12 protein-coding genes and 1 tRNA gene are annotated in these 12826 nt (G+C 67.8%); 9 read left to right on the top strand and 4 right to left on the bottom strand.

Annotated features, from left to right (window positions below; all coding sequences use genetic code 11):
* Positions 1–108 precede the first annotated feature (108 nt).
* The 3 genes from M6E97_RS08385 (at position 109) to M6E97_RS08375 (ending at position 2721) form a co-directional block, all read left to right on the top strand.
* Positions 109–666, top strand: a complete 558-nt coding sequence (locus M6E97_RS08385) for a TetR/AcrR family transcriptional regulator (protein WP_003109619.1) — start codon at positions 109–111, stop codon at positions 664–666.
* 45 nt (positions 667–711) lie between these two features.
* Complete coding sequence (locus M6E97_RS08380; RefSeq protein WP_003109620.1) at positions 712–951, top strand: glutaredoxin family protein; 240 nt, start codon at positions 712–714, stop codon at positions 949–951.
* 366 nt (positions 952–1317) lie between these two features.
* Complete coding sequence (locus M6E97_RS08375; protein WP_033938039.1) at positions 1318–2721, top strand: cytochrome b6; 1404 nt, start codon at positions 1318–1320, stop codon at positions 2719–2721.
* Between the two features lie 57 nt (positions 2722–2778).
* Here the strand turns inward: M6E97_RS08375 and M6E97_RS08370 are convergent.
* From M6E97_RS08370 to mobA, 3 genes are all read right to left on the bottom strand, one after another.
* A tRNA-Pro gene (locus M6E97_RS08370) sits at positions 2779–2855 on the bottom strand.
* Between the two features lie 153 nt (positions 2856–3008).
* Positions 3009–3230: a YgdI/YgdR family lipoprotein gene (locus M6E97_RS08365; RefSeq protein WP_003091247.1), complete on the bottom strand. Its 222-nt coding sequence runs from the start codon at positions 3228–3230 to the stop codon at positions 3009–3011.
* 131 nt (positions 3231–3361) lie between these two features.
* Positions 3362–3958 (bottom strand): molybdenum cofactor guanylyltransferase MobA, encoded by a 597-nt coding sequence (gene mobA, locus M6E97_RS08360; protein ID WP_003109495.1) that lies wholly within the window; start codon positions 3956–3958, stop codon positions 3362–3364.
* A gap of 66 nt (positions 3959–4024) precedes the next feature.
* Here mobA and moaB point away from each other — a divergent pair, with 66 nt between their 5' ends.
* On the top strand, positions 4025–4564 hold the full coding sequence (gene moaB / locus M6E97_RS08355) for a molybdenum cofactor biosynthesis protein B (protein WP_003091240.1): 540 nt from the start codon (positions 4025–4027) through the stop codon (positions 4562–4564).
* Complete coding sequence (gene glp, locus M6E97_RS08350; protein ID WP_003130665.1) at positions 4561–5778, top strand: gephyrin-like molybdotransferase Glp; 1218 nt, start codon at positions 4561–4563, stop codon at positions 5776–5778. Before moaB ends, glp begins: the two co-directional genes overlap by 4 nt.
* 28 nt (positions 5779–5806) lie before the next feature.
* Here the strand turns inward: glp and M6E97_RS08345 are convergent, their stop codons facing one another.
* Positions 5807–6838, bottom strand: a complete 1032-nt coding sequence (locus M6E97_RS08345) for an AraC family transcriptional regulator (RefSeq protein ID WP_003091237.1) — start codon at positions 6836–6838, stop codon at positions 5807–5809.
* A gap of 176 nt (positions 6839–7014) precedes the next feature.
* Here M6E97_RS08345 and M6E97_RS08340 point away from each other — a divergent pair, with 176 nt between their 5' ends.
* The 4 genes from M6E97_RS08340 to yegS all read left to right on the top strand — a co-directional run bounded on the left by M6E97_RS08340 (position 7015) and on the right by yegS (position 12759).
* Positions 7015–8610: an FAD-binding oxidoreductase gene (locus tag M6E97_RS08340; RefSeq protein ID WP_003143646.1), complete on the top strand. Its 1596-nt coding sequence runs from the start codon at positions 7015–7017 to the stop codon at positions 8608–8610.
* 5 nt (positions 8611–8615) lie between these two features.
* A complete protein-coding gene (locus M6E97_RS08335) occupies positions 8616–10196 on the top strand; it encodes a glycerol-3-phosphate dehydrogenase/oxidase (RefSeq protein WP_033938036.1) in 1581 nt (526 codons plus the stop codon).
* A 20-nt stretch (positions 10197–10216) separates the two neighbouring features.
* Positions 10217–11776 carry an FGGY-family carbohydrate kinase gene (locus tag M6E97_RS08330; RefSeq protein WP_003109491.1) on the top strand — a complete coding sequence of 520 codons (1560 nt, stop codon included), beginning with the start codon at positions 10217–10219 and terminating at the stop codon, positions 11774–11776.
* Between the two features lie 74 nt (positions 11777–11850).
* Complete coding sequence (gene yegS / locus M6E97_RS08325; RefSeq protein WP_003091230.1) at positions 11851–12759, top strand: lipid kinase YegS; 909 nt, start codon at positions 11851–11853, stop codon at positions 12757–12759.
* The last annotated feature ends 67 nt before the right edge of the window (positions 12760–12826 follow it).

Here is a 12826-nt window from a genome sequence, read left to right as displayed (position 1 = left end):
TCAAGGCACGCGTTCGCCTTTTTCCGTCGGTATTCGTCCGGGGAGCGACGCAGAGCGGTTCAAGGGGGCGGCAGGGTCGCGCATAATGGGCCGCTCAGGAGGCTTTCCATGACATCCCGCAAACGCGAGCAACTGCTCAGCACCGCCGTCGACCTGTTCTATCGCGAGGGTTACCACGCCACCGGCATCGACCGCATCCTGGCCGAATCCGGCGTGGCGAAGATGACGCTGTACAAACACTTTCGCTCGAAGGACGAACTGATCATGGCCGCCCTGGAGGTGCGTCGGCAGCGCACCGCCGAACGCATGCTCGAAGCCGAGGCACGGTTGCAGCCGCGCGCGGCGATCCTGGCGGTGTTCGATGGTCTGCAGGAGTTTCTCCAGGACGAGGCGTTCCGTGGCTGTGCCTTCATCCATGCCGCCGCCGAGTTCCATGAGCGCTCGCATCCGATCCACCGCCAGGCGGCCGAGCAAAAGGCCTTCGTCGAAGCCTATTTCCAGCGCCAGCTGGAGCGCCTGGGCGTGCGTTCGGCGGCACTGCTTGCGCGGCAGTTGCAATACCTGATGGAGGGCGCCCTGGTGATGGCGCACATCCACGGGCCGGCGGACCAGGCCCGCGAGGCCCGGCAGGCGGCCGAAAGTCTGTTGCAGGTCGCTGGCATCTGAGCGCGGGTGCTACCATCGCCGCGAAACACTGCACAGGTCCTTTCGATGCCCCCGGAATGCCAACTCTTCGGAACCCTCGGTTGCCACCTCTGCGAAGTCGCGGAGGCGGTGCTGATGCCCTTCGTCGAACATGGCCTGCTGGTCGAACTGGTGGACATCGCCGACGACGAAGCCTGGGTCGAGCGCTATGGCCTGCGGATCCCGGTGCTGCGCCGCTGCGACAATGGCGCCGAGCTGAACTGGCCGTTCGAGGCCGAGCAGGTCGCAGCCTTCCTCAGCCGCTGATGCCTATTCATTCGCGCTAAGCGCGGCACCGCTGGTAACCCCGCGCGCTATGCGCAAACCGGACTGCGTTCCGCTTCCTTCCCCCATGCCGCGCGGTGCCTGGCTTCGGCGATGCTGGCGAAGCGATGCATAGGCGTTTCTCAATGGTTTTCATAGCCTGAGCCTATTGGCTCGGCAGGCTGCGTTCGGCTAGGCCTAAGGGCGATGGATAAACCCTGAGTTCCCTTCAGGACTGACTGGAAACAGCCGGGAACCCGCGTGGCGCAGGACGCGTCGCAGGTCGTTCGGTCCGCTGTCGCGGACCGCCGGGGTGTGGGGTCGGGACGACGAGGCTCGGCGTTTCCTCATAACGAAAGAGGACGCCTGATGAAAACGCCCGCCTGGACGCGCCATGCCCTCTGGGTCATGCCGCTCGCCCTGGGGCTGCAATCCGCCGTGGTCGCGGGGGATGAGCAGCCAAGCAAGACTTCCAGCTATTCGCCGGTGGTGATCAACGAGGACTTCGCCACCATCATGAAGCGCATGACGGCGAACAAGCCGTCGATCGAGCAGGCCCACAAGACGCTTCTCGAGCAGCGTTACGATCTCAGCGACAGGCCGGCCAAGGGTGCCAGCATGACGCGCGGCAAGCCGCTGCAGGAAGGGGGCCGGGTGAAGCTGCCGGCCGGCACCAGCTGGGAGGAGCTGGCCAGGCTGAGCCCCGAGGAAATCCGCAAGCAGGGGCTGTTCCCCGGTGGCTTCCTGCCGCTGCCACACCCCAACCATGCCGAAGGCGGGATGGTCTTTCCCAAGTTCCTCATCGACGAGATCAAGCGCCAGGAAAGCCGCGACCTGACCCGTTTCGACCTTGACTACGACCTGCCGGACCACTTCCTGCCGGAATTCCCGGCACCGATGTTCCTTATCACCCGGCCTGACCTGGGCGATGTGTCCAAGGGCAAGCTGGTGACCATCGACAACTATTTCGAGCTGTTCAACGGGATTCTCAATCCCAAGCAACTGGAAGGGCTGCGCCTGCTGCTAACGGCCTTTCCGCAGCAGCAGTTCAACCTCACCGACGATCGCCGTAGCGAGCATCCGAGCCGCGGCGTGGCCTGCTTCGACTGCCATGCGAACGGCCATACCAATGCCGCTACCCACCTGGCCGGCGATGTGCGCCCGCAACCGTTCCGCCACCGCATCGACACGCCGACGCTGCGCGGGGTGAACATCCAGCGGCTGTTCGGCTCGCAGAGGGCGCTGAAGACCGTCGAGGACTTCACCGAGTTCGAGCAGCGTGCCGCCTACTTCGACGGCGATCCGGTAATCGCCACCAAGAAGGGGGTGAACGTGCTCGAGCGTGGCAGTCAGGTGCATTTCATGGGTGAGTTCCAGGCGCTGCTGGACTTCCCCCCGGCACCGAAGCTGGATGTGGAGGGGCGGCTCGATCCGGGCAAGGCCAGCGAGCAGGAATTGCGTGGCGAAAAGCTGTTCTACGGCAAGGCGGCCTGCGCCGGGTGCCATGCGCCGCCTTACTTCACCGACAACCTGATGCACAACCTGAAGGTGGAGCGCTTCTACGATCCGAAACTGGTCAATGGCGTGATGGCGTCCGCCGACGGGCCGATCAAGACCTTCCCGTTGCGCGGGATCAAGGATTCGCCGCCGTACCTGCACGACGACCGCCTGCTGACCCTGGAGGACACGGTGGAGTTCTTCAACCTGGTGCTGGAGCGCAAGCTGTCCGCGGAAGAGAAGGGCGACCTGGTGGCCTACCTGCGTACCCTGTGAGAAAGACCGAATCGCAGGCAATAAAAAACCCGCCGTTGAGGCGGGTTTTTCGGGATATGGTCGGAGCGACTGGATTCGAACCAGCGACCTTCTCGTCCCGAACGAGACGCGCTACCAAGCTGCGCTACGCTCCGTTTTGTTGGGGCGCATTCTACAGAAAAAGTTTTGGTACACAAGGGGTTAGATGAACTTTTTTTCGAGCCCCGGTTTCCCCGGGCGGAAAAGCAAAGACCCCGTCGCTCGTTCGAGTCGCCGGGGTCTTCAGGAAAACCTGTTACGCGACGGTATCAGAGTTCCTTGACGGTGCGGACCTGGTCCTTGTTCACGCGGGCGCGCTTGCCGTCGAGCTGTTCGAACTCGTAGAAGCCGGAATCCTCGTCATAGGAAGGGGTGTCTACGGCCTGGATTTCACGTCCGTCGTTGAGGGTGATCACGGTAGGGCTGGAACAACCCGCGAGGGCGCCGAGGCCTACGGCGAGGAGGAGGGCGGGTAGCATCCGCTTGATCATTGCGCAGTTCTCCTGTGCGGTCAGACTTTGAAGTTACGAGTTTCTGACAGACGAGTTCTAGGAAGAGTTCCCCCCTAAAAACGAGTGTTCCCCCCACCTTCGAGAAAATTCGACTCGACGTCCCTTCCGTTTTACTTCAGTTCGCGGTGATTAGCCAACAGCTCGGGGGTGTTCAGGTTGGCCAGCCGCGGATCGCCCGCGGCCAGCTCGATGGCCTCCGCGCCAAGCGGCAACAGGACGTGGCGTGGGCTACGGTCGCCCTGGCGCCAGGCGTGTTCTATCTCTTCGGCCAGGTGCGTCGGGATCAGGCTGAACAGCGGTTCCCACTGGCCGCCGCAGCGCAGCATCCAGGGGCGCGCCGGTGTACGGCCGGCGGCCTGCAGCAGGGTTTCCAGCAAGGCGCGGTCGATGCGCGGCGCGTCGCAGGGCAGCACCAGCAGCCAGGGATGCCGGGCCACCGCCAGGCCGGCGCGGATGCCGGCGAGCGGGCCGGGGAAGTCTCGGCTGTCGTCGCTCACCAGGCGGTCGGCATAGGCCGCATAGCGTTCCTGGTTGCGGTTGCAGGAGACGATTAGGTCATCGGTGAGCGGGCGCACCAGGCGATGCAGGTGGGCGATCAGGGGCAGGCCCTGCCACTCGATCAGGCCCTTGTCGCGACCGCCCATGCGCTGGCCGCGGCCTCCCGCCAGGAGAAGGATGGAGCAGGGGGGCAGGGCGCTATCGGGCATCTGGGGTCTCCGTGTCGGGCCTGTGATATAACACCGCGATCACGTCCACAAGCAAGGGCCAACCCCATGAGCCACAAGGCCGAAACGGCATTCGTGCCGTTGAACATCGCCGTCCTGACCGTCAGCGATACCCGTACCCTGGAAACCGATACCTCAGGCCAGTTGTTCGTCGACCGCCTGACCGAGGCCGGGCACAACCTGGCCGCTCGCGTGCTGCTGAAGGATGACCTGTACCGGATCCGCGCACAGGTCGCGACCTGGATCGCCGAGGACAGCGTGCAGGTCGTGCTGATCACCGGCGGCACCGGTTTCACCGGCCGCGACAGCACCCCGGAAGCGGTGGCCTGCCTGCTGGACAAGCAGGTGGACGGCTTCGGCGAGCTGTTCCGGCAGATTTCGCTGGCCGACATCGGTACCTCCACCATCCAGTCGCGGGCCCTGGCCGGGCTTTCCAACGGTACCCTGGTCTGTTGCCTGCCGGGCTCCACCAATGCCTGCCGCACTGCCTGGGAAGGCATCCTCGTCGAGCAACTGGACGCCCGTCATCGCCCGTGCAACTTCGTCCCGCACCTGAAACAGGCGGCGCCCTGCGAGAGCCGCGGGTGAGCGGCTGCTGCGAACAGCCGGGGCTGATGCCGGTCGAGACGGCGCTGGAACGGCTCCTCGAACTGGCCGCGCAAACGCCTATCGATACGTGTGAGCAGGTGCCCCTGGAGCAGGCTGGCGGCCGCGTGCTGGCGGTCGACCTGCTGGCCGGCCTGGACCTGCCGCCGTGGCCGAACAGCGCCATGGACGGCTACGCCTTGCGACTCGCCGACTGGAACGGCGAGCCACTGCCGGTCAGCCAGAAGATCTTTGCCGGACAGGCGCCGGAGCCGCTGCAAGCGGGTACCTGTGCGCGGATCTTCACCGGTGCGCCGCTGCCGGAAGGCGCCGATCTGGTAGAGATGCAGGAAAACGCCGAAGCGCTCGACGATGGCCGCGTGCGCTTCACCCAGCCGTTGCGCGCGGGCCAGCATGTGCGCCCGCGTGGCCAGGAAATCCGCCAGGGCGACCTGGTCCTGCCGGCCGGCACGCGCCTGCGCTCCATCGAACTGGGGCTGGCGGCTTCGCTCGGCTGCGCGACCCTGGAGGTGCGACGCAAGCCGCGGGTGGCGCTGCTGTCCACCGGCGACGAGCTGGTCGAGGCGGGCCAGCCGCTGCAGGCCGGGCAGATCTACAACAGCAACCGCCCGTTGCTCAAGGATTGGCTGCAACGCCTGGGCTGCGACGTGCTCGACGCCGGTATCCTTCCCGACGACCTGGCACGTACCCGCGAGCGCCTGGCCGGGTTGGCCGGGGTGGACCTTATCCTTTCCACTGGCGGCGTATCGGTGGGCGAGGCCGACTTCCTCGGCATGGCGCTGCGCGAAGCCGGCGAGCTGACCCTCTGGAAGCTGGCGATAAAACCCGGCAAGCCGCTGACCGTCGGCCAGTTCCAGGGCATCCCGGTGATCGGCCTGCCGGGCAATCCGGCTTCAACCCTGGTCACCTTCGCCCTGCTGGCGCGTCCCTACCTGCTGCGCCGGCTCGGCGTGGCGCAGGTCGCGCCGCTGCGGGTGGAGGTACCGGCCGGCTTCGCCTGGACCAAGGCGGGGCAGCGTCGCGAGTACCTGCGTGGTCGCCTGGAGCAGGGCCGTGCGGTGCTCTATCCGAACCAGAGTTCCGGGGTACTGCGCAGCGCTTCCTGGGCCGAGGGGCTGGTGGAGGTCCGCGAGGGACGTACCCTCGTGGAAGGCGAGGGCGTGGCGTTCATTCCGCTGAGCGAACTGCTCGACTGAGCCGACGGTGGCCGGATGGCCGCCGTTCTCATTGCGCCGCCGGCTCCTTCCGCCGTTGCCGGTACTCGCCGGGCGTCTGCCCGGTCCAGCCCTTGAAACTGCGATGGAACGAGCGGGACTCGGTGAAGCCCAGGTACTGGGCGATGTCCTGGATCGGCAGCTCGCTATGCAGCAGGTAGTGCTCGGCCAGTTCGCGGCGCAGTTCGTCGAGGGTCTGCTGGTAGCTGCTGCCGGCTTGCTGCAGGTGGCGTTGCAGGGTGCGTACGGTCATGCCGAACTTCTCCGCCACCCGTTCCTTGCGCGGCAGGCCGTCCTTGAGTAGCTGGCGCAGGGCGTTCTTCACCCGCAGCGGCAGCGGCTCGTCATCGTCCAGCTCGGCCATCAGCGCCAGGGCATGTTCTTCCAGGGTGCGCAGCAGCGTCGCGTCGGCCTGGCGCAGCGGCAGCGCCAGGTAGTCCAGTGGTACCAGCAGCGCCGAACAGGGTTGGGTGAAGCGCACCGGACAGCCGAAGAAGGTCTCGTAGTCTTCCACGCGGGTTCCGTCCGGCAGGTCGTGTTCCAGCCAGACCTCGTCCGGCGAACCTTCCAGGTCGGCGATCCAGCGCGCGTAGAGGACCCAGGAAGCCAGGACGTGCTCGACCATGTGGCGCCGTACCAGGGGTGTCTGGTGGCGGCAGTTCCAGATCAGCCGGACCTGCCCGCCGGCCGCCTCGATGCGGCTGGTGCCCATGTCGCCGACCAGCTTCTCGTAGGGCGTGATGCGGCTCATGGCCTCGCCCAGGGTGGCGCAGTTCATCGCGATGTAGCCGAGCACGCTCCAGGAGCCGGGCTGGACGAAGCGCGCCGAATGCAGGCCGAACAGGGGATCACCGGAATGCTCGCAGAAATAGCCGAGCAGGCGCTCGTGGGCTTCGCCCGGCAGGCGCTGGCGATTGTCGTTGAGCTGGTCGGCCTGGAGGCCGGCGGCGGCCAGGGCAGGGGCGATGTCCAGGCCGAGCCGTTCGGCGTGGCGCAGGTACTTCAGCAGGGCCGGAACCGAGGTGGAGCCAAGGGTCTGCATGGTCGTTGTTCTTGTCGTGGCGGGTGGAACAGGCCGTCCGGCGTGCGTGCCGGCTGTCTTGATCGGTCACAGGGAGTGTCTCGATCCGACAGTGACAGGCGAGGGCGGCTGGCTAGTATAGGCAGCCAGAAAGGTTCCGATAAACAGGTTGCCGCGACAAGCGAGGGGAGAGGTTCATGCGTCGTTGGAATGGCTGGGGCGAAGAAAGCACCGTGGTCGAATTGCCGGACAGCGCCCGTGGGTTCCTGGCGGAACTGGTCGGGCAGGGCGCACGCTTGCCGGACGCCAGCCTGGAGGCGGCGCTGGCGAAGGTCCCGGCGTCGCGCCTGGAGGCCGATCCGCGCTACAGCATCGACCCCCGTGAGCGTCTGCTGCATGCCCGCGGGCAGAGCCTGCCGGACTGGCTGGCGATGCGCGAGGGCGACTTCGGCGTCTACCCGGACGCCGTGGCCTATCCGGAAACCGCCGAGCAGATCCGCGAGTTGCTGGCCCTGGCCGACTCCCGCGACCTGCAACTGATTCCCTATGGCGGCGGTACTTCCGTGGCCGGCCATATCAATCCGCAAGCCTCGCGGCGGCCGGTACTGACGGTCTCGCTGGAGCGTATGAACCGCCTGCTCGATCTGGACCGCGAGAGCCTGGTCGCGACCTTCGGCCCCGGCGCCGCCGGCCCGCAGGTGGAGAGCCAGTTGCGTGCGCTGGGCTACACGCTCGGGCATTTCCCGCAGTCCTGGGAGTTGTCGACCCTCGGCGGCTGGGTCGCCAGCCGCTCCAGCGGCCAGCAGTCGCTGCGCTACGGGCGGATCGAACAACTTTTCGCCGGCGGGACCCTGGAGACCTTCGCCGGGCCGCTTGAAATCGCTACCTTCCCGGCATCCGCGGCGGGACCGGACCTGCGCGAACTGGTGCTGGGCTCTGAGGGACGCTTCGGGATCATTTCCTCGGTGAAGGTGCGGGTCTCGCCGCTGGCCGAGGACGAGCGCTTCTACAGCGTCTTCCTGCCGAACTGGCAGCAGGCCCTGCAAGCCACCCGCGAGCTGGCCCAGGCGCGCGTGCCGCTGTCGATGCTGCGCCTGTCCAACGCCGTGGAAACCATGACCCAACTGGCCCTGGCCGGCCATCCCGGACAGATCGCCTGGCTGGAGAAATACCTGGCACTGCGCGGCGCGGGCGAGGGCAAGTGCATGCTGACCTTCGGCGTGACTGGCAACCGTCGGCAGAACGGATTGTCGCTGAGCCAGGCGAAGGCCTTGCTGAAACGCTTCGGCGGGGTCTTCACCGGCACCCTGCTGGGGCGCAAGTGGGCGCAGAACCGCTTCCGCTTCCCCTACCTGCGCGAGGCCCTGTGGCAGGCGGGCTACGCCGTGGACACCCTGGAGACCGCCACCGACTGGAGCAACGTCGACGGCCTGCTGCAGAAGATCGAGGCCAGCCTGCGCGACGGCCTGGCCGCCGAGGGCGAGAAGGTCCATGTGTTCACCCACCTCTCGCATGTCTATGGCGAGGGGTCGAGCATCTATACCACCTACGTGTTCCGTCCGGCCGCGAGCTATGCGGCGACGCTGGAGCGCTGGAAGCGTCTCAAGCATGCGGCCAGCCAGGCGATCGTCGACAATCGCGGCACCATCAGCCACCAGCATGGCGTCGGCAAGGACCACGCACCCTACCTGCCCCGCGAGAAGGGCGAACTGGGCGTCGCCGCGCTGCGTGCCATGGCCGGTCACTTCGACCCGGCCGGGCGGCTCAACCGCGGCACCCTGCTGCAGGACTGAGCGGAATGACTTCAGCCTGGAACGAGGAGTGGCGTCGCCGCCGCCTGCCGGCGCTGGCGGGGCAGGAGTGGGACCTGATCGTGGTCGGCGGCGGCATCAGCGGTGCCGGCATCCTCCGCGAAGCCGCGCGGCGCGGCTGGCGCTGCCTGCTGCTGGAGCAGCGGGACTTCGCCTGGGGCACCTCGAGCCGCTCGTCGAAGATGGTCCATGGCGGCCTGCGCTACATCGCCAAGGGCCAGTGGCGGCTGACCCGCGACTCGGTGCGCGAGCGCCAGCGCCTGCTCGGCGAGGCGCCTGGGCTGGTGGAGCCGTTGAGCTTCGTGATGGCCCACTACCGCGGCGGCTTTCCCGGCCCGCGGCTATTCGGCGGCCTGCTGAGCGTCTACGACGCCCTTGCCGGGCGGCGCAACCACCGTTTCTACGACGCCGCCGCGTTGCGCTACCTGGCGCCGGGCCTGAAGGAACAACGGCTGCTCGGCGGCACGCGATTCTTCGATGCGGTGACCGACGATGCGCGCCTGGTGCTGCGGGTGCTGGCCGAGGCGCGTCACGACGGCGGCGAGGCATTCAACGGCATGCGTGTGCGCGAATTGCTGCGCGAGGGCGGCCAGGTGGTCGGCCTGCGCGCCGAGGACCGCGAGAGCGGCGAGCTTCTCGACTTTCGCTGCCGTGCCCTGGCGGTGGCCACCGGGGCCTGGGCCGATGAGTTGCGCCAGCCCGGCGGAAGCGAGCACATCCGCCCGCTGCGCGGTAGCCATCTATTGCTGCCGGCCTGGCGCCTGCCGGTGGCCCATGCCTTCAGCTTCATGCACGCCACGGACCGGCGACCGGTGTTCGTGTTCCCCTGGGAGGGCGCGACGGTGGTCGGCACCACCGATCTCGACCATCGCGACGGCCTTGGGGAGGACGCGCGGATCAGCCGCGCCGAACTCGACTACCTGCTGGCGGCCTGCGCCCAGCAGTTTCCCGCCGTTGCCATCGAGGCGTGCGACGTGCTGTCGACCTGGGCCGGCGTGCGACCGGTGGTCAGCAGCGGCGACGACAGCGGCAAGCCTTCCGACGAGAAACGCGAGCATGTGCTCTGGCGCGAGCCGGGCTGCGTGACCCTGGCCGGCGGCAAGCTGACCACCTTCCGGCCGCTGGCGGTGGAGGTGCTACAAGCCTGCGCGCCGCTGCTCGGGCGCACGGTCACGGACGATGGCGCGGCGGTGTTCGGCGCCTGCGAAGGCCCGCTCATCGACGGGCTCGGCAGCGGCCAGCGACGCCGCCTGGCCGGTCGCTACGGACGCGACCTGGTCCGCCTCAAGCGGCTGGTGGACACCCTCGGAACGGACTGCGTGGGTGCCAGCGAAACGCTCTGGGCCGAACTGGCGTTCGCCGCCGAGGCGGAAATGGTGCTGCATCTCGACGACCTGCTGTTGCGCCGCACCCGCCTCGGCCTGCTGTTGCCCGGAGGCGGCGCGGCATACCTGCCGCGTATCCGCGCACTCTGCCAAGCGCGCCTGGGCTGGGACGACCCGCGCTGGGAACGTGAGCAACAGGCCTATCTGGACCTCTGGCGCCGGCACTACAGCCTGCCCGTCTGACCAGCCGAGACGAGAACGAGATGAACGACAAGAACTATCTGCTGGCGATCGACAATGGCACCCAGAGCGTGCGCGCCCTGCTGTTCGACTTGCAGGGCAACCTGCTGGGCAAGGGCAAGGTGGAGCTGGAGGCCTACTACTCGAAGCATCCGGGCTGGGCCGAACAGGACCCCGAGTACTACTGGGCGATGCTCGGCGAGGCCTGTCGGCGGCTCTGGGACCAGGTGGACATCGATCGCGGGCTCATCCGCGGGGTGTCGCTGACCACCCAGCGCGGTACGGTGATCCACGTCGATGCCGAGGGCAGGCCGTTGCGTCCGGCGATCCTCTGGCTCGACCAGCGCCGGGCGGAGGTCCGCGAGCGCATCAGGGGGCCGTGGGGCTGGCTGTTCAAGCTGGTCGGCGCCGAGGGCGCGGTGGAGCATTTCCGCGCCCAGGCCGAGGTCAACTGGGTGGCGCAGGAGCAGCCGGAGATCGCCGCGAAGACCGACAAGGTGTTGCTGCTTTCCGGCTTTCTCAGCCACCGCCTGACCGGCCGTTTCGTCGATTCGGTGGGGTGCTGCGTAGCCTACCTGCCGTTCGACTACAAGCGCCTGCGCTGGGCCGCGCCGCGCGACTGGAAATGGCAGGCGCTGGCGGTACGCCGCGAGCAGTTGCCGGAGCTGTTCAAGCCGGGCGAGCGGCTCGGCGAGATCAGCGCCGAGGCCAGCCGGCACACCGGCATTCCGCAAGGCCTGCCGTTGATCGCCGCGGGGGCCGACAAGGCCTGCGAGGTGCTCGGCGCAGGTGCGCTGGAGCCCACCATCGCCTGCCTCTCCTACGGCACCACGGCGACCATCAACACCACTCGCGCCCGCTACCTGGAAACCGTGCCGCTGATTCCACCCTATCCGGCGGCGATTCCCGATCATTTCAATACCGAGGTGATGATCTATCGCGGCTACTGGATGGTCAGCTGGTTCAAGCGCGAGTTCGGCTTGCGCGAGATGCAGCAGGCGCGCGAGCAGGGGGTCGAGCCGGAGCAACTGTTCGACGAACTGGTCAACGGCGTGCCGCCCGGCTCGATGGGCCTGACCCTGCAACCCTACTGGTCGCCGGGAATCCGCGAACCGGGACTGGAGGCCAAGGGGGCGATGATCGGTTTCGGCGACGTGCATACCCGGGCGCACATCTACCGGGCCATCCTCGAGGGCCTGGCCTATGCCCTGCGCCAGGGCAAGGAGCGCATCGAGAAGCGTTCGGGCACGCCGATCGTGCGCCTGCGCGTGGCCGGCGGCGGCTCGCAGAGCGACGCGGCGATGCAGCTCACCGCCGACATCTTCGGCCTGCCGGCCGAGCGCCCGCATGTCTACGAGGCGTCCGGCCTGGGTGCGGCGATCGACTGCGCGGTGGGGCTCGGCCTCTATCCGGACGTCGCCAGCGCGGTGGCCGGGATGACCCGCGTCGGCCGGGTTTTCCTGCCCCAGGCGGAAGCCCGGCAGATCTACCAGCGGCTCTATGGCGAGGTCTACCTGCGCATGTATCGCCAGTTGCGCCCGCTCTACCGCAGCATTCGCGAGATTACCGGCTACCCTGCCTGAACCGGGCGCCGCACTTCCGTCCCGGATACGCGGTCAATAGGCAAAGACAAGGCCACGACGAGGGGTTCGGTTCGATGGACAAGGACAAGGTTCTGCTGGTCCTGCATGGCAAGCAGGCGGGCAACGAAGAGGTTCGTGCCGCGGTCGCGGCGCAGCGCGAGGCCGGACGGGAGCTGGCGGTGCGAGTAACCTGGGAGGACGGCGACGCCCGGCGCATCGTCGAGGAGGCGCTGGCGGCCGGCTATGCGACGCTGGTTGCCGGAGGTGGCGACGGCACGCTGCGCGAGGTGGCCGAAGCGCTGGCGCGTGGGCGAGGCGAGGCGAGCCTGGCGATCCTGCCGCTGGGCACCGCCAACGATTTCGCCCGCGCCGCCGGGATTCCCCTGGAGCCGGCCGCGGCGCTGGCGCTGCTCGACCAGACGGCGCGGCCGATCGACCTGGGCGAGGTGAACGGCAAGCTGTTCCTCAACATGGCCACTGGCGGCTTCGGTTCGAAGGTCACGGCGAATACCTCGGAGGACCTGAAGAAGGTTCTCGGCGGTGCCGCCTACCTGTTGACCGGGTTGACCCGTTTTTCCGAAGTGCATGCCGCCCAGGGCCGTTTCAGCGCCCCGGACTTCCAGTGGGAAGGCGAGTTCCTCGCCCTGGGCATCGGTAACGGGCGCCAGGCCGGCGGCGGGCACGTACTGTGTCCGCAAGCGCGAGTGGACGACGGCCTGCTGGACGTGAGCATCCTGCCGACGCCGCAGGACATGGTCGGTACCCTGGGCACCCTGCTCGGCGGTGGCAACGGAGTGGAAAGCCTGTTCGTCCGCGCGCGGGTGCCATGGCTGGAAGTGGAGGCGGCGGAAGGTCTCGACGTCAATCTCGACGGCGAGCCGCTGGAAGGACGCAAGCTGCGTTTCTCGGTTTCCCCGGGCGCGCTGCGCGTGCACTTGCCGGCCGGTTCGCCGTTGTTGCGCGAGCCGCCGCGCGAGGACTGAGGGCGGGGCCGACTGATCCGCTGCCTGGAGTGGCGTCTGTGTCTTGTCGGCCTTTCCCGCGACACCG

Source organism: Pseudomonas sp. B111 (genome assembly GCF_026428275.1).
Taxonomy (GTDB): domain Bacteria; phylum Pseudomonadota; class Gammaproteobacteria; order Pseudomonadales; family Pseudomonadaceae; genus Pseudomonas; species Pseudomonas aeruginosa.
The sequence above is the reverse complement of the archived record's forward strand: the minus strand, read 5'-3'. Positions and strand labels throughout refer to the sequence as shown.

Bases quoted from the DNA above. Each gene is read 5' to 3' on its own strand.
- M6E97_RS08385 (WP_003109619.1), top strand. From the start codon at position 109: ATGACATCCCGCAAACGCGAGCAACTGCTCAGCACCGCCGTCGACCTG.
- M6E97_RS08380 (WP_003109620.1), top strand. From the start codon at position 712: ATGCCCCCGGAATGCCAACTCTTCGGAACCCTCGGTTGCCACCTCTGC.
- M6E97_RS08375 (WP_033938039.1), top strand. From the start codon at position 1,318: ATGAAAACGCCCGCCTGGACGCGCCATGCCCTCTGGGTCATGCCGCTC.
- M6E97_RS08365 (WP_003091247.1), bottom strand. From the start codon at position 3,230: ATGATCAAGCGGATGCTACCCGCCCTCCTCCTCGCCGTAGGCCTCGGC.
- mobA (WP_003109495.1), bottom strand. From the start codon at position 3,958: ATGCCCGATAGCGCCCTGCCCCCCTGCTCCATCCTTCTCCTGGCGGGA.
- moaB (WP_003091240.1), top strand. From the start codon at position 4,025: ATGAGCCACAAGGCCGAAACGGCATTCGTGCCGTTGAACATCGCCGTC.
- M6E97_RS08345 (WP_003091237.1), bottom strand. From the start codon at position 6,838: ATGCAGACCCTTGGCTCCACCTCGGTTCCGGCCCTGCTGAAGTACCTG.
- M6E97_RS08340 (WP_003143646.1), top strand. From the start codon at position 7,015: ATGCGTCGTTGGAATGGCTGGGGCGAAGAAAGCACCGTGGTCGAATTG.
- M6E97_RS08335 (WP_033938036.1), top strand. From the start codon at position 8,616: ATGACTTCAGCCTGGAACGAGGAGTGGCGTCGCCGCCGCCTGCCGGCG.
- M6E97_RS08330 (WP_003109491.1), top strand. From the start codon at position 10,217: ATGAACGACAAGAACTATCTGCTGGCGATCGACAATGGCACCCAGAGC.
- yegS (WP_003091230.1), top strand. From the start codon at position 11,851: ATGGACAAGGACAAGGTTCTGCTGGTCCTGCATGGCAAGCAGGCGGGC.